This is a genomic window from Brevundimonas sp. AVps4 (assembly GCF_058681525.1).
Window position 1 is genome coordinate 1,010,071 of record NZ_CM178741.1, and the last position, 24,524, is coordinate 1,034,594.

The window sequence follows — 24,524 nt, forward strand, 5'->3', positions numbered from 1 at the left end:
TAGGCGTTGCCAAGCGAGGCGGGCGGGGGTTTGCTGGGACGAACCGGAGCCCTCGACCCATGATCCTGCGCACCCTGGCCTTAGTGGCGTTTGTGGCCGGCCTGACCAGTCTGGCGCCGCCTGCGAAAGCAGCCGCCCCCGTCTTCACCGAAAAGGCCTGTCCGGCCGAATGGCCGACCGAGGTGCGCCAGGTGCGGTGCGGAACCCTGACTGTGGACGAGGCGCGCGACGGGACGGTCAGGGACCGGCGCATCGACCTGGCCCTGGTCATCATCAAGGCCAGCGCCCCATACAAGGACGCCTCGGGCCAGGCCCTGCCGACGGTGGTCATGTTCCACGGCGGACCGGGCGGGGCCATGGTCGGCGGGGCCGGGCGGATGCTGACGGCCCTGCGTCGCAATCCGGAAGCCTTTGCGGTGGATCAGGACGTGATCCTGTTCGATCAGCGCGGCGGCGGGGCCGGCGCCCCGTCGATGGATTGTCCGGGCGTCGAACTGACCGATGCGGGGCCGCCGTCGGATGCGGATCGCGATGGGCTGATCGCCTGTCTGAAGGGGTATCAGGCCCAAGGCGTCGATCTGAACCAGTACAACGCCGCCGCCACCGCCGCCGACGTCAAGGACATGGTCCAGGCCCTGGGCCTGTCGAAGATCGACCTGTGGGGCGGCTCCTACGGCCCGCGCATCGAGGCGGCGGTCATCACCCACCAGCCTCAGATCGTCCGCGCCGCCGTGATGGACAGCCCCTGGCCGCCCGAGGGCAACTGGGCGGTTGGAACCCCGGAACAGGTGTCGACGGCGGTCAAGATCATCCTGGGCAAATGCCAGGCCCAGGCGGACTGCGCGGCGCGCCATCCGGACCTTCAGGCGCGGTTCGAGGCCGAGGCGCGCAAATGGCTGGCCGGCCCCGTGACGGGCAAGGACGGTAAGACCTTCACCGTCGACGACCTGTCGGCCTTTCTGATGGACACCACCTACAGCGCGCGGGGCGTGCGCAGCCTGCCGGCCGATCTGGAGAAGATCATCGCCGGGGACCTGAGCCCGGTCGCAGAGATCGCCGAGGACCGGACCTATTATTTCGAGGGTCAGCACATGGCCCATCTGTGCAAGGAAGAACTGCCGTTCGAATCCAAGGCGCGGCTGGCGGCGGGCGCCGCAGGCGATCCGGTCGCTGAGGTGCTGGTCCCCTCGCTGTCGCGGCTGTTCGACGTCTGCGCGGCGGTAGGGGAACGGCCCGCGCTGCCGATCGAGAACCTGCCGGTCCAGACCGACGTCCCGACCCTGTTCGTCGCCGCCGAGATCGATCCGGGCTGCCCGCCGCCCCTGACCGAGGCGGCGGCCAAGGGCTACTCCAACAGCCAGGTGGTGATCGTGACCAATGCGACCCACGGCGTCATCAACGCCAGCCCCTGCACCCGCAAGATGGCGCGCGACTTCCTGCGCGATCCATCGGCGCCGGTGGATCGCAGCTGCCTGCCACCGGCGGACACGCCGCTGAACTTCATCGAGGCCGCGACGGCGGGCTGAGACATGGGGCGGGCCTGGGTCTTTCCGTCCTCTTCCCGTGCGATCGCCGCCCTGTTCGTCGCGGCGGCGCTGGCGGCGGCCGGGGCGGGACTGTGGATGATGACCCACCGGTCGCGGATTGCGCCGCCCGAGACGCCGTCGCATCGGGTCGTGCGCCAGATCGGCGAACAGCTGGGGCCCGGAGCCGAGCTGCGCTACGCCGAGGCGGGTGAGAAGCGGGCCGTCTGCGGCTATGTGGGCCGGTCCAGGGGCGGGGCGGCGGTGGGCTTCATCTCCGTGCCCAACCGCATCCTGTTCAGCGACGATCCCCTGCCGACCGAGTTCCGCGAGATGCGCCGACGCTATTGCCCCGGCTTCCTGACGCCGCCGCCCAGCGTTAGGCTGGGGACATGACCGATCTTCCCAGCGACCTTCCGACGGCCGGCCGTTTCGACGGGCGCGACCACCTGCTGCCGGTGCGGGTCTATTATGAGGACACCGATTTCACCGGCCTGGTCTATCACGCCAACTATGTCCGCTATTTCGAGCGGGGCCGGTCCGACTTTCTGCGGGCCATCGGGGTGGGGCACGCCGACCTGCTGGAGCAGGACCAGCCGATGGCCTTCGTCGTGGCCGAGCTGAACATCCGTTATCTGAAGCCCGCACGGATCGACGACGCCCTGGTGGTGCGGACCGTCTATGAGCAGGTGAAGGGGGTGCGGCTGATCATCCGCCAGACGGTGGAGCGCGGGGGCGAGGTGCTGTGCCGGGCTGATGTGACGGCGGTCTGCATCCATCTGGACGGCCGGCCGCGGCGGCCGTCGAAGGGGCTGATCGAGAAGGTGACGCCGTGGCTGGCGAAAGGAAGCTGACCCATCCCTCCGCTCATCCCGGCGAAAGGCGGGACCCAGGGCTTTCGCATCGACAGCGTATGGGATGACGGCCGGGCTTTGATTTCAGGCGATTTGCGCCCAAAGATCGGGGTCCCGGCTTTCCGCCGGGATGAGCGGATAGAGATCGGGTGCAGGATGGCCGGGGAAACCTACAAGATTACGACGGGGGCTACGCTCACCGTGCTGCTGCTGGCGGCGCTGCTGGTCGGCGGCGGTCTGGTCGGCTGTCCCTATTACAAGGTCTGGGAGCGCAAGATGGCGGGCCAGGCCGAGCTGCAATATCAGCAGGGGGCGCGTCAGGCCCTGATCGCCCAGGCCGCCGCAGAAGACGAGGCGGCGATCAAACGGGCCGAGGCGGCGACGCGCCGGGTCCTGGGCTGGACCGACGCGGCCAAGCGCGGCTGCGAGGCCCTGGGCCGTCCGGGCGACCGCCAGTGCGAGGAGCAGCTGCTGAAGGACGCCGCCACCTATTCCATCGCCAAGGAAGGCCACGAGGGCGTCATCATCAGCGTCGGCGCCCCCGTCTCCGTTGCCGTCGACCCGAACCGGCGGCCGAGCGCCGAGTGAGGCCCTGAGGCGAGCGATCGGCCCTAGGCGAGGCCATGATCATCGACCAGTTGGACGTCGCCGTCCGGGCCGCGGCGGCGTCGACCCTGCTTTTGCCCGCCGCCCTGCTGCTGCGGCAATGGCGGCGGATCGGGCTGCCCGCCCTGCTGTTTGCGCCCCTGGCCCTGTGTCTGACGGGTTTCGTCCTGGGCAATACGCCCCTGACGCTCAAGCCCGACGGACCGGTCGGCGTCGCGGCTCGGGTGCTGAGCGGCTTTACGGTCATCTTCCTGTGGTGGTTCTGTCTGTCGTGTTTCGACCGACGGTTTCGGGTGCGGGGGCTGGTCCTGGCGGTCGGCCTGATCTGGGGACTGATCGCCGCCCTGGATCGGGGCCTGTTCGGCGCGGCCCTGGGACAGTGGGAATGGTCGCGGCTGCTGTTGCCGCTGGGGTTCGCCATCGTCGGCCATCTGGTCTGGCGGCTTCTGGCCGAACGGGAGGACGACCTGATCCAGCAGAGGCACGACGCCCGCGTCCTGACCGCAGTCGGGCTGGGCGGGATGTTGTTCGTCGATCTGTCGGCCGACCTGCTGTTCGGCTTCGACTGGCGGCCGCTAGCCTTCGCCCTGAGCCAAAATCTGATGATCCTGATCTTCGGCCTTTGGCTGGCCGGGCGGCTGCTGACCGTGCGGCCCGAGGCCCTGACCTTCGGCGTGACGAACGCCGAGCGGGCGCCGGCCGAAGCGCCCGACCCGGGGGTGAGGGATGCGGCCCTTCATCGCCGTCTGACCGATCTGATGGAGGGCGAACGGGTCTTTCTGGATCCCGAACTGACCTTCGCCGCCTTTGTGGCCCGCATGGGGGCGTCGGAGCGGGCCGTGCGGACCCTGATCAACCACGAACTGGGCCATGACCATTTCCGCAGCTTCCTGAACCATTATCGGGTGGCCGAGGCGCGGCGGCGGCTGAGCGCGCCGTCGCACGCCGAAGACAAGCTGATCGCCGTCGCCCTGGACAGCGGCTTCGCCTCCCTGGCCAGTTTCAACCGGGCCTTCCGCGCGGTCGAGGGCTGCGCTCCGAGCCGCTACAGGGCGACCGCCCGCGCCGCCTTCTCGACAAAGGCAGGTTCTGAGGAGCCGAAAGCCGGGTTCTGAGGAGACGGCGCCGTCCCTGGGGCCCTAGTGCGGGCGGGTCTGACACAAGGGGACTAAAGTGAACGGATTGATCGGTTTGGCGGGGGTTCTGGCGCTTCTGCTGGGGCTGGGGACCGCGATCGGCTTGATGGACCGGCGCGGCTTTTCGTTTCGGTGGCTGCTGATCGCGGCCGGGCTGGTGGCGGTGAACGACGCCCTGCTCACCAATCTCTACGGCCTCTTGCCCGATGTGATCGGCGGGTCGTGGAACTGGCAGGGCAAGATATTGGCCCTGGCCGCCACCCTGGCGATCGCGGCCTGCCCCGGCTTCGGCCGGCGCCGCAGCGGCCTGACCCTGGTGCAGGCGCCAGGCAGTCTGAAAGCGGCCCTGCCGGTCGGCCTGCTCTATTGCGCCTTCTTCCTGGTCCTGGCCCTGGCCTTTTCGGGGGAGAGGGCCACGGGCGAAGAGATCGCCTTCCAACTGACGATGCCGGGCCTGGAGGAGGAGCCCTTCTATCGCGGCGTGCTGTTGCTGGCGCTTTGCCAGGCCTTCACCGGGACCAAGCGCGTCCTGGGCGTGGATTGGAGCTGGGGGGCGGTTCTGTCGTGCCTGTTGTTCGGCCTGGCGCACGCCTTCGGCTTTTCGAAGGGCAGCTTTTCCTTCGATCCGCTGACGATGGCCATGACCGCCCTGCCCGCCTTCATCGCCGTCTGGCTGCGTCTGCGCACCGGAAGCCTGCTGGCGCCTGTCCTGCTGCACAATTTCGGAAACGCCGTGTCCCTGTTCCTCTGACGGGGCGCGCCTTTCTGGTGACGGCGGCGCGTGGGGCGGCTAAACGGGCGGGACGCCACACAATGGTCACGGCCGCTGGGTCGAAGAGGGGACGTGACCGATCCTGATCTCGCCCGGAGCGCCTGAATGACTACGCCCGTCGACGCCTCGATGATGAACCCCGTCGAGCTGTTCATGACCGCCGACTGGGTGGTGAAGTCGGTGATGGTGGGGCTGGCGGCGGCGTCGCTGTGGTCCTGGACCATCATCATCGACAAGGCCTTCCGCTTCACCGCCCTGAACCGGCAGGCCGACGATTTCGACAAGGCGGTGCAGTCGGGCCGGTCGCTGGAGGATGTCGCGGCCCAGGCGGGGCCTCAGCCGGAACACGCCCTGCCGCGCATGCTGGTGATCGCCCTGTCCGACTGGCGCGAGGCGCGCCAGAAGGGGGCGCTGAACGAACACCAGGGCGATCTGCTGATGACGCGGATCGACCGGGCCATGAACAGCCTGATCCAGCGCGAGGGCCAGAGGATCGAAAACGGCCTGGGCGTGCTGTCGGTCGTGGCGACGGCCTCGCCCTTCATCGGCCTGTTCGGCACGGTGTGGGGCATTATGAACGCCTTCGGCCGCATCGCCGCGGCGGGCAACACCAATCTGACCACGGTGGCGCCGGCCATCGCCGAGGCCCTGTTCGCCACGGCCATCGGCCTGGGCGCGGCCATTCCGGCCTATATCGCCTACAACAAGTTCTCGATCGACGCGGGCAAGTTCACCGGCCGGCTGGAAGCCTTCGCCGACGATCTTCAGGCGGCGGTGGCGCGGCGTCTGGGGGCTCCGTCCGCCCCGCCGCCCCCTCCGGTCGAGCCCGCCTCGGGCCTGAACCTGAAGCGGGGCGTCTGAGCCATGGCCTTGGGAGGCGGTTCGAGCGGCGGCGGGTCGCGTCGCGGGCGGCGGGGGCGCAAAGGCCCCCTGACCGAGATCAACGTCACGCCCCTGGTGGACGTGATGCTGGTGCTGCTGATCATCTTCATGATCTCGGCGCCGCTTCTGACCGTGGGCGTGCCGGTGGAGCTGCCCAAGACCGAGGCCAGCGCGGTCGATACGGACAACGAACCCCTGTCGGTCAGCATCGACCAGCAGGGCGCCATCTTCATCGGCGAGAACGAGACGGCCTTCGACGATCTGGCCGTGCGTCTGCTGACCGAGGCGGGCGGGTCGGACAAGGCGTCCGAGCGGCCGGTCTTCGTGCGGGCCGACGGCCGGGCGCCCTATCAGGCGGTGGCGCGGGTGATGGCGCGGCTGAGCGCCTCGGGCTTCACCAAGCTGAACCTGATCACCGACACGGCCCCGGAGGCCTGATTGCGCCGTCCGAGCCCCGCGATCCTCGGCTCCATCGCCCTGCACGCCGGGGTGGTCGCGCTCGCCTTCGTGTCGTTCTCGCAGAAGGCCGAGGAGGCGCCGCCGCTGGTGAACTCCGTGCCGGTGTCGATCGTGTCCGAGACGGTGATCGCGGCGGCGGCCGCCGACAATCCGCAGCCCGAGCCCTCGCCTGACGACGCCGCCACCGCCCCGGTCAGCGCGCCGGAAGAGCCGACCCCGCCGGTCCCTGAGCCGACCCCGCCGCCGCCGACGCCTGCGCCCGCATTGAGACCCGCGCCCAAGCCCACGCCGACCCCGACGCCCCGGCCGACCCCCCCGCGGCCTGCGCCCCCGACGCCGGAAAAGGCCCGGCCGACGCCGCCGCGACCGACCCCGCCGACCCCGACCCGACCGGCGCCGAAGCGCGAGGAGCCGAGCCTGGACCTGGACGCCCTGGCGGGCCCGACGCGCCCGACCAACAATCGCGGCCGCCCGGCGACCGGTCAGCAGGGGTCGGGAACCGCCTCCCAGGCCACGGGGCCGCAGGTCACGGCCATCTTCAACCAGGTCTATCCGAACTGGATTCTGCCCTGCGACATCCCCGGGGCGGACCAGTTGCGCATTCAGGTCGAACTGACCCTGTCGGCCGACGGGCGGATCACGCGCGGCCCCACCCTGGTCAATCCGCAGTCGTCCTCAGTCTATCGGGCGGCGGCGGACGGGGCGCTGCGGGCCCTGCGCCAGACCGCCCCCTTCGACGTGCCCCAGGGCTTTCCGGGCGGCGCCTATCGCCCGACCTTCAACACCGAACGGGCCTGCCGGAACCGGTGAGGCTCAGGTGTCTGTGATCAGGTGAAGGGCCGATCGTCCGCCTTTGACGGCGTCTGGGGACAGTCGGCGATCGAAGGTCGCAAGCCGGCCCCCGTTCGAGACCGCCAGAGCCAGGAGATAGGCGTCGGTGATCTGTTCCGGCTTGGTCAGGGCCGAGGGCTCGAACAGGCGTTCGTCGGCCAGACTGACGGCATCCGGCCAAAAGACGTGACCAGCCATGTCTCGCAGCAGAGCGAGAATCCGAACGACATCGGAAGGCGGCCCGACCGGATTGCGATAGCGGCTGCTGCCGACGATGCGGACCAAACCGTTCTCGGTTATCGGACAGGTGGCCCAGGACGGAGCGGCTTCGCGTTGGAACCAGGTATTGGCAGGATGGTGAAAGACGTGGCGGGGATCGACGAGGGCGATCAGCACGTTCACGTCCAACAGATAGGTCAAGGCAGCTCGTCACGCAGGGCGTTGACGTCTTCCAGCGTGACCATGGGCCCAGGCCGATCGGGCAGAAGAGGAACCCCGTTGCGGAAGCGCACCGTGCTCTCACGCTTTTGCAGCGCCTGACGAGCGAGTTCAGACATCACCTCACCCACCGTGCGGTCCTGGTGGGCGGCAAGGGCGCGAGCCGCATTCAGCACGTCGTCGTCTATGGCGAGGGTGGTGCGCATGCCGCCGAAGATAATGCATCACGCATCACGCATCAATGTGAGGCGCGCCTCCTCAAAGTCGCCCCATTCGCCGTGAGAAGCTGGCGATTGTCATACGAACCGGCGATAAGGTCGGCGATCTTTCGAGATTTACGGGAGCATTTGATGCGTCTGAACCTTCTTCTGGCCTCGGTCGCCGCCGTGGCGACGACCGTCTCTTCCGCCCAGGCCCAGAACGTCGCAGCCGCGCCCCAGCAGAGCCAGCCCGTCGAGGTCGAGATCGACCAGGGGGTGCTGCGCCCGCTCCAGATCGCCATCGTGCCCTTCAGCGGCGACCACGGCGCCGACATTTCCAGCGTGATCAGCGGCAATCTGAAACGGTCGGGCTTCTTCGAGCCGTTGAATCCGGCCGGTTTCATCGAGACCGGCCTGACCCTGGCCAATGCGCCCAACTTCCCCCAGTGGACCCAGATCGGCGCCCAGGCGGTGCTGTATGGGGCGGTGACGCCGCGGGCCGACAATCGGGTGGACGTGGGCTTTCGCCTCTATGATCCGTACCGTCAGTGCCAGCTGGTCAGCTATCAGTTCACCGCCACGGCCGAACAGTGGCGCCGGATCGCGCACAAGATTTCCGACGTCATCTATCAGCGGATGACGGGCGAGGCCGGCTTCTTCGATTCCCGCGTCATCTTCGTCTCCGAAGAGGGGACGCAGCTGAACCGGATCAACCGCCTGACCATCGCCGACCAGGACGGGTTCAACCCGGTCTATCTGACCCAGGGCGACGAGGTGATCATGTCGCCGCGCTTTTCGGCCTCCCAGCCGGACGAGATCACCTATGTGGCCCTGGGCAAGGACTACAGCCGGATCTATCTGTACAATCTGACCACGGGCCGGCGCGAAAGCCTGGGTCAGTTCGACGGCCAGGTGCTGGCGCCGCGCTTCTCCAACGACGGCAACAAGATCGCCTTTTCGATCATCCGGGGCGGCAATACCGACATCTATGTGATGGACCTGCGCAGCCGCCAGCTGTCGCGGCTGACGTCGGACCCCGGCATCGACACCTCGCCCTCCTTCAGCCCGGACGGCAGCCAGATCGTGTTCAACTCGGACCGGTCGGGGACGGCGCGCCTCTATGTCATGCGGGCCGACGGCTCGGGCCAGCGGCCGATCTCGCGCGGCGGCGGCGTCTATACGGCGCCGTCCTGGAGCCCCACCGGCGACCTGATCGCCTTCACCAAACAGTCGGGCGGCCGGTTCTCCACCGGGGTGATGAACTCTGACGGCTCGGGCGAGCGCATCCTGTCGTCCAGCTATTTCGAAGAAGGCCCCAACTGGGCGCCCAACGGCCGCTATGTGATGTTCGCCCGCCAGACGCGGGGCGGGGACACCCGGTTGTGGACGGTGGACCTGTCGGGCCGGGTGGTGGCCCAGGCGGGCTACAACGGCCGCGGCACCGACCCGGCCTGGTCGCCGCTGTTGGATGCGCCGCCGTCGAACCTGGGCTTCGGCCAGGGCCCCGACAGCTGCCCGGCCTGAGGTCGGGCGCCGTCGCGTGACGCTGTTCGCCGTCAGACGGAGCCATTCGGCTCAACACTGCGTTATCGCCCCTGGCGCCCAAAATCCGCCAAGGGCAGAACTTAAGGCCAAGCTTGAGGCCGCCGTCCTCATAATCCTTCAGGAGACGACCCGATGAAAAAATCCCGCATCATGACCGTGGCCCTGGTCGGCTGCGCCGTCGCCGCCATGGCCGCCTGCGCCAGGAAGCCGGTCGAGGGCGTCGTGCCGAACGAACCCGCGACCACCGCCCCGACCGGCCCGGCCTATCCGACCGCCCCGACCGGCCCGGTGTCCGGCGGCAATATGGGCGCCGCCGCCCCCGGCACGGAACAGGACTTCGTCGTCAATGTCGGCGACCGGATCTATTTCGACCTGGATTCCTATGAGGTCCGGCCCGAGGCCATGCCGCGCCTGGACGCCCAGGCCCAGTGGCTGCAACGCTATCCGTCGGTCACGGTGCGGATCGAGGGCAACGCCGACGAACGCGGCACCCGCGAATACAACCTGGCCCTGGGCGCCCGCCGCGCCGAGGCCGTCCGCACCTATCTGATCAATCGCGGCGTGCCCGCCGGCCGGATCGACACCATCAGCTTCGGCAAGGAGCGCCCGATCGCCGAAGGCTCGAACGAAGAGGCCTGGGCCCGCAACCGCAACGCCCACACCGCCATCGTCTCGGGCGCCGCGCGCTAAGGGGCGAGAGCCGAAATCGAGACCGGAGAGGCGTCGGCGAAGGCCGGCGCCTCTTTTCTTTTCCGCCCGCCCTCCGCAAGGTGGCCTTCGCAAGACGACGGGGGATCAAGGGCGTGGATATCGAAGGAGCCGGCGGGGCCATCACCGGCGGGCTGATCGCGGGGGCGATCGAGAAACCGGCGGGCCAGGCGGGCGAGGCCGGCTACGGCGTCTGTTCGGACTGCGGGGCCGAGACCAGCGGAAACTTCTGCGCCCACTGCGGCCAGCCGACCCATGTCCACCGCACCTTGCTGCATCTGGGCGAGGAGCTGCTGCACGGAGTCATGCATTTCGACGCCCGGGTCTGGCGCACCCTGCCGCTGTTGGCCTTGAACCCCGGCCGTCTCACGCGCGAATGGGTTCAGGGCAAACGCACCCGCTATGTCTCGCCCCTGGCGATCTTTCTGTGCACCCTCTTCATCATGTTCTTCGCCCTCAGCTTCATGCCCCAGCCGGGGGCGCATGAGGGTGAGGCGGAACGCACCGCCCGTCTCCAGGCCGAGGTCGCCGAACAGCGGCTGGGTCTGGTCGAGGCGGAAAAGACCGTCGCCGAACTGCGCGCCGACCCCGAAGTGAACGACAGTCCGATCGCCGCCCAGACCCTGAAGACCGCCGAGGGGGTGGTGGAGAACCGCCGCCAGTCGCTGAACCGGCTGGAGACCGAGCTGCGCGACGGCCGGTCCGACGGCCTGGCCCCCGGCACCTGGCAGGCCCAGGTCAAGGACTTGGCCGCCGACGGCAAGGTCAAGGGCCACGGCCTGGGCGCCGTGCTGCTGAAGAAGCTCCAGAACCCGGACCTGGCCCTCTATAAGCTGCAGCAGACCCTCTATAAGTTCGCCTTCCTGCTGGTGCCCTTCTCCCTGCCGTTCGTGGCCCTGCTGTTCCTGTGGAAACGGGGCTTCACCCTTTACGACCACGGAGTCTTCATCCTGTACTCCCTGACCTTCATGGCCCTGCTGCTGATGGTCATGGTCCTGGCCGGGACGATCAACGGCGTCCTGGGCGGCTTCGTCGGCCTGATCGGGCTGGCGGTCATACCGGCGCATATGTTCGCCCAGTTGAAGGGCGCCTATGGTCTGTCGATCTTTTCGGCCCTGTGGCGGACGGCGGCCCTGCTGTTCTTCTGCAACATCGTCATCGGCCTGTTCGTCACGGCCATCGTCTATCTGGGTCTGGGTCATTAGGTCCGCCTTGCGGCGGCCCCAAATCGGTGAAAGCTAGAAGCCATGATCAAGCTGTCCTTCCCCCGTCTCCTGGCCCTGACGGCCGTCGGCCTGGTTCTGGCCGGGGGCGGCGTCGCCGTCGCCCAGCAGGCCGCGCCCAACATCATGCAGCCCATTGAATGGGACAAGCGCCGGCTGGACCAGCTGGACCGCAATGTGCGTCGGCTGGAACGCGCCCTGACCCAGAGGAACGCCGCCGGTCAGCCGGTGCTGGTCGAGCCCGACCCCGAGGTGGTCACCCTCCAGGGCCAGTTCGGCCTGTTGAGCCAGAGGCTGGAGGACCTGGAGGCCACGGTGCGCCGGATCAACGGCGACAACGAACGGCTGACCTTCCAGCTGGACGAGGCCCAGCGCGACAATGCGGCGCTGAGAACCCGGATCGTGGACGCCGAGGGCCGGATCGAGAAGCTGGAGCGGGCGGCCGAGCTGAACGCCCCGATCGAGGCCAATTCGCCGACCGGCGACGCCGGGCAGGACCTGGCGGCGGCCGTGCGGCTGATGGGCGAGGACCGGGCGCGCGGCGCGCGGGCGCTGGAGACGGTGGTCGTGACCTGGCCCGACACCCCCCAGGCGCGCGAGGCCAACTCCCGCCTGGGCGACATCCGCGTCTCGGCCAATGACAAGGCGGGGGCCGTGGCCTTCTACGCGGCGGCCCTGAAGGACTGGCCGCGCATCGGCTGGGCGGCCGATACGACGCTGAAACTGGCCGACGCCCTGTTCGCCACCGACCGCAAGACGCAGGGTTGTGCGGCCCTGGCGGAGTTCACGCGCCGCTACGCCCCCTCGGCCTCGGATCCGCAAAAGGCCCGCGCCGCCCAGATGAAGACCGCCGGCGGGTGCAGCTGACGGTCGCGCCGGGCGGCCGGACTGGGGGGCTCCAGTCCCGGCTGTTCGCGCGGCTGGACGATCGGCTGACGGTCGATGACGACCGACCCGTCGCCCTGGCCCTGTCCGGGGGCGGGGATTCCATCGCCCTGATGCGGATGACGGCGGCCTGGGCCCAGACGCGGGGCCGGCCGGTTCTGGCCCTGACGGTGGATCACGGACTGAATCCCGACAGCCCCGCCTGGACCCGGTTCGCGGGCGAGGCGGCCCAGGCTGCGGGCTGCGCCTGGCGGGGTCTGGTCTGGACCGGGGACAAGCCTGTTGCGGGCCTGACGGCGGCGGCGCGGGCGGCCCGGCACCGGCTGATCGCCGAGGCCGCGCGGGCCGCCGGGGCGCGGGTCGTGCTGATGGCCCACACCGCCGACGACGCAGCCGAGGCCGATCTGATGCGGGCCGAGGGCTCGACCCTGGGGCGGGTGCGCGAATGGGCGCCCTCGCCGGCCTGGCCCGAGGGGCGGGGGCTGATGCTGCTGCGGCCCCTGCTGGGCGAACGGCGCGAGACCCTTCGGGCCTGGCTGAGAGATCAGGGCGCCGACTGGATCGAAGACCCCGCCAACGCCGACCCGCGTTTCAGCCGCAGCCGGGCGCGGCGAAGGCTGGCCGAGCCGTCCTTGCAGGATGCGGTCCCTCCGCCCGAGCCCGCGCCGGCGATCAGGGCCGAGGCGGCTGTGGGCGTGCGTTTCTCGGCGGAGGGTTTGGCCCAGACGAGGCGCGACATCGACGCCCGCGCCCTGGCGACGGCCTTGGTCTGTATCGGGGGCGGATCGACGCCGCCGCGCGGCGAAAGGCTGGAGCGGCTGATCAGGCGACTGCGCGACGGCGAGGATTTCGCCGCCGTCCTGTGCGGCACACGGGTCGAGGCCGAGGGGCGGACGGTCCTGATGATGCGCGAAGCCGGAGAACTGGCGCGGACGGCGCGGGCCGACCTGGACCTAGTCCCAGGGGCGGAGACGGTCTGGGACGGCCGGTTCGTGTTTGAAGCCGACGAAGCGGGCTGGCGCGTCGGCGCGGCGCGAGGCCGTCTGGCCCAGTTGGCCCCGTCGGACCGCGCGGCCCTGGGGCGGCTGCCGTCGGCGGCGCGGGGCGCCGAGCCCGTGCTGATCCGGGACGATGAAGGCGCCCCGGTTCTTGCAAGCCCGGCCGTGCGGCGACGCGATCTGGCGCCCGAACGGCTCAGACTGGCGCTGGGCGAAACGACGCATGAGGACGATCTGATCGCGCCGCCATGGCGTAACGCGGCGGAAGCGCCTATTTTCCGAGACTGACAATCCAGCCGTCGGGCCAGAGGGCGCCGGCGGACGACCGAGGACCTCAATGAACCTGCGTAATCTGGCGATCACGGGCGTCATCATCCTGGCCCTGCTGGCGGTCTATGCGGCGGTGTCGCAGGGCGGCGCCATGACCGGCATGGCGGCCCAGGGCGGCCCCGGCGCCGGCCGGCCCGAGACCATCACCTATTCCCAGCTGGTGCAGCGGGTCGAGGCCGGCGACATCAAGGAAGCCACCGTGCGCGGCGACCAGGTGACCGGCGTCTATAAGAACGACGGCCGCTTCTCCGCCACCACCCCCTATCCGAACGAGCAACTGGTCAACTCCATGCTGGCCAACGGCGTCAACGTCGACGCCAAGACCACGCGCCAGTCGATCTGGATGAGCCTGTTGATGGGCATCCTGCCCATCGCCCTGCTGGTCGGGGTCTGGATCTTCTTCATGCGCCAGATGCAGGGCGGGGCGCGCGGGGCCATGGGCTTCGGCAAATCCAAGGCCAAGCTGCTGACCGAGCACAAGGGCCGCAAGACCTTCGACGACGTCGCCGGCGTGGACGAGGCCAAGGAAGAACTGACCGAGGTGGTCGAATTCCTGAAAGATCCCGGCAAGTTCCAGCGCCTGGGCGGCAAGATTCCCAAGGGCGCCCTGCTGGTCGGCCCTCCCGGCACCGGCAAGACGCTTCTGGCCCGTGCGGTCGCGGGTGAGGCGGGCGTGCCCTTCTTCTCCATCTCGGGCTCTGACTTCGTCGAGATGTTCGTCGGCGTCGGCGCGTCGCGGGTTCGCGACATGTTCGAACAGGCCAAGAAGAACGCCCCCTGCATCATCTTCATCGACGAGATCGACGCCGTCGGTCGCCATCGCGGCGCCGGCCTGGGCGGCGGCAATGACGAGCGCGAACAGACGCTGAACCAGCTGCTGGTCGAGATGGACGGCTTTGAAGCCTCCGAGAACATCATCCTGATCGCCGCCACCAACCGCCCGGACGTCCTGGACCCCGCCCTGCTGCGTCCCGGCCGTTTCGACCGCCAGGTGGTGGTCCCCAACCCCGACGTCTCGGGGCGCGAGCGTATTCTGCGCGTGCATATGAAGGACGTGCCCCTGGCCGCCGACGTCAACGTCAAGACCATCGCGCGCGGCACGCCCGGCTTCTCGGGCGCCGACCTGGCCAATCTGGTCAATGAGGCGGCCCTGATGGCGGCGCGCAAGGACCGTCGCATGGTCACGCACCGCGATTTCGAAGACGCCAAGGACAAGGTGCTGATGGGCTCGGAACGTCGCTCCATGGCGATGAACGAGGAAGAAAAGCGCCTGACCGCCTATCACGAGGCCGGTCACGCCATCGTCGCCATGAACGTCAAGATGGCCGACCCCGTGCACAAGGCCACCATCGTGCCGCGCGGCCGGGCCCTGGGCATGGTCATGCAGCTGCCGGAAGGCGACCGTTATTCGATGAAGTACCAGCAGATGATCGACCGGATCGCCATCATGGCCGGCGGTCGGGTGGCGGAAGAGCTGATCTTCGGCAAGGAGAACATCACCTCCGGCGCCTCGTCCGACATCGAACAGGCGACCAAGCTTGCAAGGGCGATGGTCACGCGCTGGGGCTTTTCCGAAAAGCTCGGCACCGTGGCCTATGGCGAGAACCAGGAGGAGGTCTTCCTGGGCCATTCGGTCGCGCGCAGCCAAAACGTGTCCGAGGAGACGGCCCGCACCATCGACGAGGAGGTCCGCCGTCTGGTCGCCTCGGGCTGGGACGAGGCGCGCAAGATACTGACCGAAAAGGCCGAGCATCACGAGAAACTGTCCCAGGCCCTGCTGGAGTACGAGACCCTGTCGGGCGAGGAGATCAAGGACCTGCTGGAGAAGGGGGTCGCGCCGAACCGCGACGAGAACAACTTCCCCAACGCCGGGCCTTCGGTCTCGGTGCCGGTGACGCCGGTGTCGGACGGGACCGAGATCGAGATCCCGGTCGAAAAGCCCGCCGTGACGAGTGTGCCGACGGTCCACTGAGGGTCAGGCGCAGACAAAAGAAGAAGGGGCGGCCTGCGAAGGCCGCCCCTTTTTTTGACGTCGGACAGGGTTCAGAGAATCTGCGCCGCTTGGTCGAAGCTCAGGCGCGGCGAGCGGGGGAACAGGTTCTCGTCCGTGCCGTAACCCAGGTTCAGAATGTAGTTGGGTTCGACATGGCTGTCGGGGAAGAATTCGGCCTTCACCCCCGCGGCGTCGAAGCCCGACATGGGGCCGACGTCCAGACCCAGGGCGCGGGCGGCGATGGTCAGATAGCCGCCCTGGAGCGAGGCGTTGCGGAAGGCGGTCTCGCGCCGTCCGGCCTCGTCGGCGAACCAGTCGCGCGCGCCCGGAGCATGGGGAAACAGGGTCGGCAGATGGTCGTGGAAGTCGAGGTCCTGAGCCAGGATCAGATTGACCGGCGCCTGCTGGGTCTTGGCGCGATTGCCCTCGCTCATCAGCGGGATCAGCCGGGCCTTGGCCTCGGGCGAGGTGACGAAGACGAAGCGGGCCGGGCCGGCGTTGACGGCCGTAGGGCCGAACTTGGTCAGGTCGTAAAGTTTCTTCAGCAGCTCGGGCGCGACCGGCCGGTCGCTCCAGGCGTTGCGGGTGCGCGCCTCGGTGAAGAGTTGCGCCAGGGCGGCGTCCGACAGAGGGAGGTCGCGGGGGGAGAGAGCGTCATAGGCCATGGGAGTGCGTCCTGATCTGCAAAAGCAACAAATTCTGGTGCTTATTTAGACCCTTCAGCAACTGTCACAAGTGCAAATACGGCAATCCATCGTTTCTGAATCTGGACCGGCGCGCCCGCCGCCCCCTGTCGCAAGACGCGGCTTCGTCCTATCTAGGCAGGATGAAAGACCTGACCCAACTGATGCAGCAGGCCCAGGCGATGCAGCAAAAGCTGCAGGACGCCCAGGCCAAGATGGCCGAAACCACCGCCGAGGGCTCCTCCGGCGGCGGGCTGGTGAGCGTGGCCCTGAAGGGCGCGGGCGAGATCACGGCGATCAAGATCGACGACAGCCTCTTGACCCCCGGCGAGGGCGAGATCCTGGCCGATCTGATCGTGGCCGCCCATGCCGACGCCAAGCGCAAGCTGGACGAGGTGAACGCCGCCCTGATGCGTGAGGCCGCCGGCCCCATGGCCGGGATGAATATTCCCGGAATGCCGAAACTGTTCTGATGGCCGCCTCCGCCGGGCCGGAGATCGAGCGGCTCATCTCCCTTCTCGCCAAGCTTCCGGGCCTGGGACCGCGCTCGGCCCGGCGCGCGGCCCTGGCCCTGCTGAAACGGCGCGAGCAGCTGCTCGTGCCGCTGGCGGCGTCTCTGGCCGAGACGGCCGACAAGGTGGTCTCCTGTTCGGCCTGCGGCGCGCCCGATACGCGCGACCCCTGCGCCATCTGTTCGGACGGGGCCCGCGACAACGGCCTGATCTGCGTGGTCGAGGAGGCCGGCGCCCTTTGGGCCATGGAGCGGTCCGGCGCCTTTCGCGGCAAATACCATGTGCTGGGCGGCCTGCTGTCCGCCCTGGACGGCGTCGGCCCCGAACATCTGCGCATCGCCGAACTGGTCGGCCGTGTGAAGGGCGGCCATGTGCGCGAGGTCGTCCTGGCCCTGCCGGCCACGGTCGACGGCCAGACCACCGCCCACTATGTCGCCGAGCGGATCGCCGGCCCGGACGTCCAGGTCACCTCCCTGGCGCGCGGCGTGCCGGTGGGCGGCGAACTGGACTGGCTGGACGACGGCACAATCGTCCAGGCCCTGCGGGCGCGCCGGCCGGCGTGAGTCCTCCGTTAGGGGGAACGAAAGGCTGTTTCGAATATTCCTTTGGTTGCGATTATTTCGAATAATCGCTATATGGAATTTCCATAGGCCGGGAGAATGAAAAATGACCATGCCAGCCTTTGCCGAGAAAATCGGCGAGAGGCTTCCGTCTGAATCGGAGCGGGCAGCGGCTAACCAATTGAGACAAATCCTAGCGGCGCAGGCCACGGGCGATTCACAGCCGCTGCGCATCCTGGACGAGACGGGAGAGGCTGCTTCAATCGTTCTGGCGCCTGCCTTGTCAAACCTGCTGATGGAGCTTCTCAGGCACATCGGTCAGGGGGACGCCGTCACCCTGGTGCCCGTAAGCCAGATGCTGACGACACAGCAGGCGGCCGATATTTTGAATGTTTCGCGCCCGTTCCTGATCTCCGTTCTGGAGCGGGGGGACATTGATTACGTCACAGTCGGAAGGCACCGCAGAATCCGAGCCAACGACCTGTTTGACTATAAACGCGCGCGAGATGCGCGGCGGGCGGAGGCGCTGTCTGAACTCGCCGCGATGGATGGGGAACTAATCTAAGAGTGTTCGCCAACCGCTTCACCGCTCTTGTTGACGCCTGCGTGCTGGCGGGAACGTTGAAACGGAACCTGCTTTTGACGCTGGCGGAGGCGGAGTTTTTCCGCCTCCGTTGGTCCGTTCAGATACTCGATGAGACCCAGCGGGCCATCCAGACGATCCTGGAGGGCAGGAATGACCCTGAGGCCGAAGCGAAGGCCGCGCGCGCTCGCTCCGCCATGAAGCGTGCTTTCGAAGAGGCCTGCGTGGGCGGCATCGACGCTCTTTTGCCGCTTGTCCCCGCGCTCCCCGACCCGAATGACCGGCACGTCGTGGCGGCGGCCCTTAAGACCGCTGCTTCCGTCATCGTCACCGACAATCTCAGAGATTTTCCCGCCGAAGCTCTTGAGCCGCTCAATCTCGAAGTGCGGGGCGCGGACGCCTTCATCGCCGATACGATCGCCCTGGACCCCGGTCGAGCGGTGGCGGCGATTCGCAAAATGCGCGAACGCCTGAGAAACCCGGCGAAGACCCCCGAAACGCTCTTGCTGGACATGGAGGCGGAGGGGCTCACTGAAACTGTCGACGCGCTGAAGCTCCACGTAATGTCGCTCTAGCCGCAGGTCAGTCCGCCGATTTCAAATTGACCCGCTACCGACTCCGGCTAAGAACGGAGCATGAACATGCTCGCGCCGATCCTCGCCGTCGTCGCCGTCGCCCTGGGCGGCGGTTTTCTGTGGGCCTTTATGGGGTGGCAGAGGGCGCGGGGAGAGCTGTCGGCGGCTCAGGCGCGGATCGACCTGGTCGAAGAGAGCCGGGTCACCATGGGCGAACTGCTGAAGGCCCAGGCCGCCCAGTCGGCCCAGGCGGTGGCGGATCAGATGGTCAGCCGCGCCACCGAGACCTTCCGGGCCCAGGACCAGCTGGCGCGCGAGCGGATGGCGGCCCAGCTGAAGCCGGTGGCCGACACCCTGACGAAGTTTCAGGAACATGTGGCGGCGCTGGAAAAGGCCCGGGCCGAGGAGACCGGCGGCCTGAAGGAACAGCTGACCCAGCTGATGGCGGCGTCTTCGGCCACGCGGGACGAGGCGCGCAAACTGACCGAGGCCCTGCGCGGCAACACCGGGCGGCGCGGCCGCTGGGGCGAGCAGACCTGCCGCAATGTGCTGGAGGCCGCGGGCATGGCCGGGCGGTTCGACTTCACCGAACAGACCTCGAGCGCCGACGACGAGGGGCGCCAGAACCGGCCCGACTTCCTGGTGCGCCTGCCCGGCGGCGGCCTGTTCGTGATCGACGCCAAGGTGCCCCTGGCCTTTGACGAGGAGGAGGGGGACGAGGAGGCGCGCGCCCGGTCGGTCGGCCTGCGGATCGCCGCCAGCCTGAAGACCCATGTGCGCCAGCTGTCGTCCAAGGCCTATCAGGACCAGTTCAAGCCCAGCCCCGACTTCGTCGTCCTGTTCGTTCCGGGCGACAGCTTCCTGTCCACCGCGCTCGACCATGCGCCGAACCTGCTGTCGGACGCCATGGAATCGCGGGTGGTGATCGCCACCCCCTCCACCCTGTTCGCCCTGTGCAAGGCCGTGGCTTACGGCTGGCGCGCCGAGGAACAGGCGGCCAACGCCGACAAGGTCGCGGCCCTGGGCCGCGAACTCTACAAGCGGCTGTCGGTCATGGGCGGCCACGCCTCGGCGGTCGGTCGGGCGCTGGATCAGGCGGTGGGTAAATACAACCAGTTCGTCGGTTCGCTGGAGAGCCAGGTCATGGTCTCCGCCCGCCGGTTCGAGGATCTGCAGGTCGACCACGAGGGCAAGGAAATCCCCGCCCTGGCCCAGGTCGAAACCCAGCCGCGCCTGATCACTCGGCCGGAGCTGACGGGGCCGTCAGACAACTGACCTTGTCTCTTTGACAAGGTCGCTTGACATAATCGACGCACGGTGAGACAAGCATCCTTGTCATAACGACAAGGAGCATTGTCATGGCCAAGGGCCTCTGGAAAATAATCGCCCTCTCGCTCGCCGGCGTTCTCGCCATTGTGGTGCTGGTTGTCGTGGGCGGCGTCATCGCCGTTCTGGCCTCGGACAAGGGGCTGATCGCCGAGGACGCCGCCCTCCTGATCATCTCCGCCGTCATGGCTGTGCTGATGATGGCCCTGTCCCTCTGGCTGGGCGTCGCCTGGATGACCCGCATCGACGAGGCGGCGCGCGAAGCGCACAAGGCCTCCTGGTTCTACGGCGGCTCGGGCGGTCTGGCGGTGGGCGGGGTGTTCATCATTCTGGCCTCCACACCGCCGGCGGCGCGGCTGACCGTGCCCGCCTGGTTCGACGGGCGCACCGATCCCGCCGCCTATGCGGCAAGCGGCGCCGTGGGGCTGATGGCCCTGATGCTGATCGGCTACGGCGTCGTCTGGGGCTGGTGGTGGCTGGCGCGCCGTTGAGGAGCTGAACCATGAACAACCGCCTCAAGGTGCTGCGGGCCGAGCGCGACTGGTCCCAGGCCCATCTGGCCGAACTGCTGGGCGTGTCGCGTCAGACGGTCAATGCGCTGGAGACCGGTCGCTATGACCCGTCCTTGCCGCTGGCCTTCAAGATCGCCCGCATCTTCGAACAACCCATCGAATCCATCTTCTCGGAGGACTGAGTGATGTCGAGCGTTGAAGATCCGAAACTGTCCTGGCCGGTGCGTATCGGCGGCCTGTTGTTCCTGGGCCTGGCCGGGGCCGGGGTCGGCTATCTGGTCGGCGGTCGAATGGAGGTCGAAGACCTGCGTTGGGACGACGCCCTGGCCTTGGTCATCGCCGCCCTGCTGCTGACGACCGGGGTGATCATGGCCGCGATGGCGGTCCTGCGACCCAGCACGCCGCCCCCGGCCTGCGGTCCGCTCCAGGCCCTGGTCATGCTGATCGCAGGCGTGCTGATGATCGCGCCGATCTGGGGGCCGAACCTGGCCTCGCCCGACGTGGTCTTCATCGGACTGGTCCTGCTCAGCATCATCCAGTCGGTCGCCAATCTGATGCTGTGGCGCCGCGCCGACGAAATGCTGCGGCGGGTGATGGTGGAGACCAGCGCCCTGGCCTTCTGGGCCTCGCAGATGGCGCTGTTCCTCTATGCGGCGGCCGAGCGCCTGGGCCTGACCGGCGGGGTCTCCGCCTGGGGCATGATGGGCGTGCTGATGACGATCTACCTTTTGGCCTCGACCGTCGCCTCGATGCGGCGCGGCCTCCACTGAAAACTCTCAACCGAAGGAAACGCCCGTGACTCTCGCCAAACGCCTGAAATCCTCCGTCTCCAATCTCGTCCAAGGCGCCGTCGGCGTCTCCGCCGGCCTGGCGCTGGTCTTCGCCATCGCCGGCGCCCCGACCCAGGTTCTGGCCCAGGCCGCCCCGGCGCCTGCGGCCGCTGCGGCCGCTGCGCCTATCCAGGGCGAAGGCCCGGCCCTGTGGGTGATCAAGGACGCGGACTCGACCCTCTATCTGTTCGGCTCGGTCCATGTGCTGCGCCCGACCACCGGCTGGGCCAGCCCGCGCGTCAACGCCGCCTTCGACTCCGCGACCGACGTCTGGTTCGAGATCACCAATCCCGAAGACCAGGCGGCCATGATGCCCCTGATCCAGCAGTACGGCCTGTCGCCCCAGACGCCCCTGTCCAGCCGTCTGACGCCGGAGGAGCTGGCCCAGCTGGACGTCGCCGCCAAGACCATCGGCGCCTCCGCCGCTCAGCTGGATCCGCTGAAACCCTGGCTGGCGGCCCTGTCCCTGTCGGTCGCGCCCCTGGTCAAGGCGGGCTATGATCCTCAGTCGGGCGTCGAACTGGCCCTGAAGGCCCGCGCCCAGGCCGCCGGCAAGCGCCTGCACGGCTTCGAGACCCTGGAGAAACAGGTCGGCATGCTGGCCACCCTGCCGGATGACGTCCAGCTGGAGTTCCTGCGCGAAACCCTGAAGGACTTCGACCAGGCGGTGGAGATGCTCGACTCCATGGTCGAGGCCTGGGCCAAGGGCGACGTGGAGGGCCTGGACCGGATCGTGGTCGAAGAAATGAAGACCGATGCGCCGGAACTGTACAAGGTGCTGCTGGTCGATCGGAACACCGACTGGGCCGACCAGATCCAGACCCTGCTGCAAGGCTCCGGCACGGCCTTCATCGCCGTGGGCGCGGCCCATCTGACCGGCGACGACAGCGTCCAGTCCATCCTGCGATCGCGCGGCGTGGCGGTCGAAACGGTAGAATAGGGCGACAGGCGGCGGCGTTCAGGCCTGGTTGACGTCCCAGACGAAGACCACCCACAGCGCCGCCGCCGCCGCTGCGGCCATCAGGACGGCCGCCAGACAGCCGAAGGCCAGGCCCTGCGGCCCCTGTCCGTCACCCTGGTTCATGCTCTGGCGCTCCCCTGCGCGCCCATACTGCCCCAAGCCCTTGAGCCCCGCCACCGCCCCGTCTATGGAAACAGGCGCGCGGGCGTAGTTCAGAGGTAGAACGTCAGCTTCCCAAGCTGAATGTCGTGGGTTCGATTCCCATCGCCCGCTCCAGTTTCCCGCCCATCCTCCGATCGCGCCCCTGGACCCCGACGCCTCTGCACGACGCGCCGTCCGCCGGTCGTGAGGCGCCCGGCACGCCCTGCTGCGGGCGGCGTCCCCCAGGCCGAAAAGTATTTAGCACCGCAACTCAGAATTTTTTAAGTTGAAGCGCCCGTAGGTTGTGCCTGCTAAGGGTTTTTGCATCGACATCTGAGCTTTTAGAATCCCCCAGGTTGTGTCTTTACTTGGCCGACGGAGCTGATCCGTCTGCAATGGGGATGTCATCACATGCGTCGTGTGCCTGTTTCTGTCGTCGCCTTGATCGCTGGCCTTGCCGTCGCGGGGGCCGCCTCGGCCCAGGCCCAGGGGACGTATTTTATCTATAATCAGACGGGGGTGAAGTTGAGCCTTGAGGCCAACACCTTTGCTGCGCGCACGAAGTTCCAAGACACAATTGACTCGGGTCAAACGGGTATGGGCGAAGTCACCCAGACCAACGGCCGGTCGGTGCACACCGGCAGTTTCACCTATGTCGGACCGAACAAGATGGGCTGTATCTTCACCACCACGATGATCCTGTCGTCCAAGGGCGTGTGGTCGTTCCGTTTCACCGCCACCCCCTATGGCGAGAACACCACGGCGGTCTGCACCTTCGAGCCCACATCGACCAATGCGTCGACCGGCCGATACTACGCCGACGCCAAGGTCTCCGGTCTCTGATCGGTTTACGTCTTAAAAGGGAAGAGATCGCAATCTGCGATCTCTTTCTCCTTCAGGGAAGCCCGCCATGACCGACGCCCTCAATCCCAAACCGCCTTCGGCTGCGGCCTCGGCCGCCGCGCCCAAATCCGACGCCGCGCCAAATCTCGCGCAGAACATGGAGCGGCTGCGGACCCTCGCCGCGATCATTACGGATGAGAGCGGGAACGTCACCACACAGGCCAAGCATGCGGCGGCTCTGGAGGAGCGCCGGATGTTTCTCGACGGAAAGTTCAAGGGGTCAGGTACGGAGACGACGCCGATATATCTTCAGATCAGCAACAGCGAGTTCAGAAAGAAAATAGATTCTATAAGAACTGAAATGATGAACTTAGACCTCAGTCCTGCGGACGAGGTGAAATTCGTTAATTCATACTCATCAGAAGACCAGCAGATCATATTCGATTTCATTTTAAGTCCCACATACGGAGACGGCTCTCGGCAGTACGCCGACCTCGACAGCTGGAAGAAGAATATGGAGGCCCTGTCCAAGGTTCAGGACTTCATGGCGAAGGCCAAGACGGACCCGGCGGTCAAGGCCGATCCCAAGTACGCCGAGGTGGAGAAGCTGTGGATGATGGCCGACACCTCCGCGCCGTCCTGGACCGCCCTGGTGCTGCAACTGTTCGGCGAGACGCCCAGTTCGAAACTGGACCTGTCGGACAAGGCCAGGACCGTCGTCGGCGACGTCAAGCCCAACGCCCAGCCCGCCCCCTATGAGCCCGGCGCAGTGGCGTCAAAGCGCGTCTGATCCCTTCCTCCGACATCAAGGACCGCCCTAATGACAGACGCCCTCAATACCGCCTCGACCCCCGCCGCCGGCGCCTCCTCAACGGCGGCGCCTCCGATGACGCCGAAGCTGGCGGAGAACCTGGAGAAGCTGCGCGGTTTAGCGGCGATCATCGCCGACGGCGACGGCAAGACGAACGTGGAGGGCAAGAAAAACGCCTATGCCGCGATGCGAAATATGATCATCACGGGAGCGTTTTCAGATGCCGCCAACAATAATCAATCGCTCTTGTCGACGCTGAACACAATATACGAGAGTCCGTTTGGAAAGCGGGTAAGCGAGTTGGACAATAGGTACGGTGAGGAGGTGACGGCCCTCAACCAGGATGGTCGTCTTGGTGAGGCGATGGTTTCCGTCATCAGCACCTACTCAGAAGAAGACCAGAGACTGATATTTGATCTTAACATCAATGCGGCGGACGGCGGAGGGGCGAGAAAGTACAGCGATATTGACAGCTGGAAGAAAAATGTGGCCGCCGTTTCTAAGGTCCGGGACTTCATGGCGAAGGCCAAGACGGACCCGGCGGTCAAGGCGGACCCCAAGTTCGCCGAGGCGGAGAAGCTGTGGATGATGGCCGATACCTCCGCGCCGTCCTGGACCGCCCTGGTGCTGCAACTGTTCGGCGAGACGCCCAGTTCGAAACTGGACCTGTCGGACAAGGCCAGGACCGTCGTCGGCGACGTCAAGCCCAACGCCCAGCCCGCCCCCTATGAGCCGGGCGCTGTGGCGTCAAAGCGCGTCTGATCATCGACGGTCCGCGCTAAAGCATGATCGTTTCGGACGGAA

At 67.5% G+C, this 24,524-nt stretch carries 31 protein-coding genes and 1 tRNA gene; 28 read left to right on the top strand and 4 right to left on the bottom strand.

All coding sequences use genetic code 11. The features are described from left to right. The first annotated feature begins 59 nt into the window (after positions 1-59). From ACW178_RS04925 to ACW178_RS04965, 9 genes are all read left to right on the top strand, one after another. Entirely contained in the window at positions 60-1,526 is a 1,467-nt protein-coding gene (locus ACW178_RS04925; protein WP_191555018.1) for an alpha/beta hydrolase, read from the top strand. 3 nt (positions 1,527-1,529) lie between these two features. Then, on the top strand, positions 1,530-1,919 hold the full coding sequence (locus tag ACW178_RS04930; RefSeq protein ID WP_182714871.1) for a hypothetical protein: 390 nt from the start codon (positions 1,530-1,532) through the stop codon (positions 1,917-1,919). Continuing rightward, positions 1,916-2,377, top strand: a complete 462-nt coding sequence (gene ybgC / locus ACW178_RS04935) for a tol-pal system-associated acyl-CoA thioesterase (RefSeq protein ID WP_152949491.1) — start codon at positions 1,916-1,918, stop codon at positions 2,375-2,377. Before ACW178_RS04930 ends, ybgC begins: the two co-directional genes overlap by 4 nt. A 156-nt stretch (positions 2,378-2,533) precedes the next feature. After that, entirely contained in the window at positions 2,534-2,965 is a 432-nt protein-coding gene (locus ACW178_RS04940) for a hypothetical protein (RefSeq protein WP_152949492.1), read from the top strand. A 35-nt stretch (positions 2,966-3,000) separates the two neighbouring features. Then, the gene (locus ACW178_RS04945; protein WP_191555019.1) at positions 3,001-4,098 is read left to right on the top strand and encodes an AraC family transcriptional regulator; all 1,098 of its coding nucleotides are present in this window, start codon (positions 3,001-3,003) and stop codon (positions 4,096-4,098) included. 58 nt (positions 4,099-4,156) lie between these two features. Further along, positions 4,157-4,870: a CPBP family intramembrane glutamic endopeptidase, BDIM_20840 family gene (locus ACW178_RS04950; protein WP_054764712.1), complete on the top strand. Its 714-nt coding sequence runs from the start codon at positions 4,157-4,159 to the stop codon at positions 4,868-4,870. 126 nt (positions 4,871-4,996) lie between these two features. Further along, positions 4,997-5,752, top strand: a complete 756-nt coding sequence (gene tolQ, locus ACW178_RS04955) for a protein TolQ (protein ID WP_191555020.1) — start codon at positions 4,997-4,999, stop codon at positions 5,750-5,752. Positions 5,753-5,755: 3 nt separating this feature from the next. After that, on the top strand, positions 5,756-6,211 hold the full coding sequence (tolR, locus tag ACW178_RS04960) for a protein TolR (RefSeq protein WP_191555021.1): 456 nt from the start codon (positions 5,756-5,758) through the stop codon (positions 6,209-6,211). Continuing rightward, positions 6,212-7,042, top strand: a complete 831-nt coding sequence (locus ACW178_RS04965) for a hypothetical protein (RefSeq protein ID WP_054764715.1) — start codon at positions 6,212-6,214, stop codon at positions 7,040-7,042. It abuts the gene before it with no gap. 3 nt (positions 7,043-7,045) lie between these two features. Here ACW178_RS04965 and ACW178_RS04970 read toward each other — a convergent pair whose 3' ends face one another. Next, a complete protein-coding gene (locus ACW178_RS04970) occupies positions 7,046-7,483 on the bottom strand; it encodes a TA system VapC family ribonuclease toxin (protein ID WP_054764716.1) in 438 nt (145 codons plus the stop codon). Next, positions 7,480-7,707, bottom strand: coding sequence for a hypothetical protein (locus ACW178_RS04975; protein WP_054764717.1), 228 nt, complete (start codon positions 7,705-7,707; stop codon positions 7,480-7,482). Before ACW178_RS04975 ends, ACW178_RS04970 begins: the two co-directional genes overlap by 4 nt. Positions 7,708-7,851: 144 nt before the next feature. Between ACW178_RS04975 and tolB the strand changes: the two genes are divergently transcribed. From tolB to ftsH, 6 genes are all read left to right on the top strand, one after another. Next, entirely contained in the window at positions 7,852-9,225 is a 1,374-nt protein-coding gene (gene tolB / locus ACW178_RS04980; protein ID WP_152949498.1) for a Tol-Pal system beta propeller repeat protein TolB, read from the top strand. Positions 9,226-9,378: 153 nt separating this feature from the next. Next, entirely contained in the window at positions 9,379-9,936 is a 558-nt protein-coding gene (gene pal / locus ACW178_RS04985) for a peptidoglycan-associated lipoprotein Pal (protein ID WP_191555024.1), read from the top strand. 113 nt (positions 9,937-10,049) lie between these two features. Then, the gene (locus tag ACW178_RS04990; protein ID WP_054764720.1) at positions 10,050-11,159 is read left to right on the top strand and encodes a DUF3667 domain-containing protein; all 1,110 of its coding nucleotides are present in this window, start codon (positions 10,050-10,052) and stop codon (positions 11,157-11,159) included. A 42-nt stretch (positions 11,160-11,201) separates the two neighbouring features. Beyond that, complete coding sequence (locus ACW178_RS04995) at positions 11,202-12,044, top strand: tol-pal system YbgF family protein (RefSeq protein ID WP_054764721.1); 843 nt, start codon at positions 11,202-11,204, stop codon at positions 12,042-12,044. After that, positions 12,035-13,348: a tRNA lysidine(34) synthetase TilS gene (gene tilS / locus ACW178_RS05000; protein WP_182714571.1), complete on the top strand. Its 1,314-nt coding sequence runs from the start codon at positions 12,035-12,037 to the stop codon at positions 13,346-13,348. The genes ACW178_RS04995 and tilS overlap by 10 nt, the downstream gene beginning before the upstream one ends. Before the next feature lie 49 nt (positions 13,349-13,397). Continuing rightward, on the top strand, positions 13,398-15,362 hold the full coding sequence (gene ftsH, locus ACW178_RS05005; RefSeq protein ID WP_054764722.1) for an ATP-dependent zinc metalloprotease FtsH: 1,965 nt from the start codon (positions 13,398-13,400) through the stop codon (positions 15,360-15,362). Between the two features lie 71 nt (positions 15,363-15,433). Here the strand turns inward: ftsH and ACW178_RS05010 are convergent, their stop codons facing one another. Continuing rightward, positions 15,434-16,048, bottom strand: coding sequence for a malonic semialdehyde reductase (locus ACW178_RS05010; protein WP_054764723.1), 615 nt, complete (start codon positions 16,046-16,048; stop codon positions 15,434-15,436). A gap of 161 nt (positions 16,049-16,209) precedes the next feature. On the opposite strand from ACW178_RS05010, the gene ACW178_RS05015 reads away from it, so the two are divergent. The 9 genes from ACW178_RS05015 to ACW178_RS05055 all read left to right on the top strand — a co-directional run bounded on the left by ACW178_RS05015 (position 16,210) and on the right by ACW178_RS05055 (position 21,904). Further along, the gene (locus ACW178_RS05015; protein ID WP_054764724.1) at positions 16,210-16,539 is read left to right on the top strand and encodes a YbaB/EbfC family nucleoid-associated protein; all 330 of its coding nucleotides are present in this window, start codon (positions 16,210-16,212) and stop codon (positions 16,537-16,539) included. Continuing rightward, entirely contained in the window at positions 16,539-17,141 is a 603-nt protein-coding gene (gene recR, locus ACW178_RS05020; RefSeq protein WP_287104313.1) for a recombination mediator RecR, read from the top strand. Before ACW178_RS05015 ends, recR begins: the two co-directional genes overlap by 1 nt. 103 nt (positions 17,142-17,244) lie before the next feature. Continuing rightward, positions 17,245-17,703 (top strand): helix-turn-helix domain-containing protein, encoded by a 459-nt coding sequence (locus tag ACW178_RS05025; RefSeq protein WP_287105171.1) that lies wholly within the window; start codon positions 17,245-17,247, stop codon positions 17,701-17,703. Between the two features lie 2 nt (positions 17,704-17,705). Then, complete coding sequence (locus ACW178_RS05030; protein ID WP_287105172.1) at positions 17,706-18,296, top strand: PIN domain-containing protein; 591 nt, start codon at positions 17,706-17,708, stop codon at positions 18,294-18,296. A gap of 60 nt (positions 18,297-18,356) precedes the next feature. Further along, positions 18,357-19,571, top strand: a complete 1,215-nt coding sequence (locus ACW178_RS05035; RefSeq protein WP_287105174.1) for a DNA recombination protein RmuC — start codon at positions 18,357-18,359, stop codon at positions 19,569-19,571. 83 nt (positions 19,572-19,654) lie between these two features. Next, the gene (locus ACW178_RS05040) at positions 19,655-20,113 is read left to right on the top strand and encodes a hypothetical protein (RefSeq protein ID WP_152949504.1); all 459 of its coding nucleotides are present in this window, start codon (positions 19,655-19,657) and stop codon (positions 20,111-20,113) included. 11 nt (positions 20,114-20,124) lie between these two features. Further along, positions 20,125-20,316, top strand: coding sequence for a helix-turn-helix transcriptional regulator (locus ACW178_RS05045; RefSeq protein ID WP_152949505.1), 192 nt, complete (start codon positions 20,125-20,127; stop codon positions 20,314-20,316). A gap of 3 nt (positions 20,317-20,319) precedes the next feature. Continuing rightward, entirely contained in the window at positions 20,320-20,904 is a 585-nt protein-coding gene (locus ACW178_RS05050) for a hypothetical protein (protein ID WP_287105177.1), read from the top strand. A gap of 25 nt (positions 20,905-20,929) precedes the next feature. Next, positions 20,930-21,904 carry a TraB/GumN family protein gene (locus ACW178_RS05055; RefSeq protein WP_492024924.1) on the top strand — a complete coding sequence of 325 codons (975 nt, stop codon included), beginning with the start codon at positions 20,930-20,932 and terminating at the stop codon, positions 21,902-21,904. Between the two features lie 18 nt (positions 21,905-21,922). Here the strand turns inward: ACW178_RS05055 and ACW178_RS05060 are convergent, their stop codons facing one another. Further along, positions 21,923-22,048 carry a hypothetical protein gene (locus ACW178_RS05060; RefSeq protein ID WP_287105181.1) on the bottom strand — a complete coding sequence of 42 codons (126 nt, stop codon included), beginning with the start codon at positions 22,046-22,048 and terminating at the stop codon, positions 21,923-21,925. 78 nt (positions 22,049-22,126) lie between these two features. Between ACW178_RS05060 and ACW178_RS05065 the strand changes: the two genes are divergently transcribed. From ACW178_RS05065 to ACW178_RS05080, 4 genes are all read left to right on the top strand, one after another. Beyond that, positions 22,127-22,201, top strand: a tRNA-Gly gene (locus tag ACW178_RS05065). 462 nt (positions 22,202-22,663) lie between these two features. Then, on the top strand, positions 22,664-22,909 hold the full coding sequence (locus ACW178_RS05070; RefSeq protein WP_183217785.1) for a hypothetical protein: 246 nt from the start codon (positions 22,664-22,666) through the stop codon (positions 22,907-22,909). Positions 22,910-22,976: 67 nt separating this feature from the next. Continuing rightward, on the top strand, positions 22,977-23,699 hold the full coding sequence (locus ACW178_RS05075) for a hypothetical protein (RefSeq protein ID WP_054764731.1): 723 nt from the start codon (positions 22,977-22,979) through the stop codon (positions 23,697-23,699). Positions 23,700-23,729: 30 nt separating this feature from the next. Continuing rightward, complete coding sequence (locus ACW178_RS05080; RefSeq protein WP_492024925.1) at positions 23,730-24,482, top strand: hypothetical protein; 753 nt, start codon at positions 23,730-23,732, stop codon at positions 24,480-24,482. The last annotated feature ends 42 nt before the right edge of the window (positions 24,483-24,524 follow it).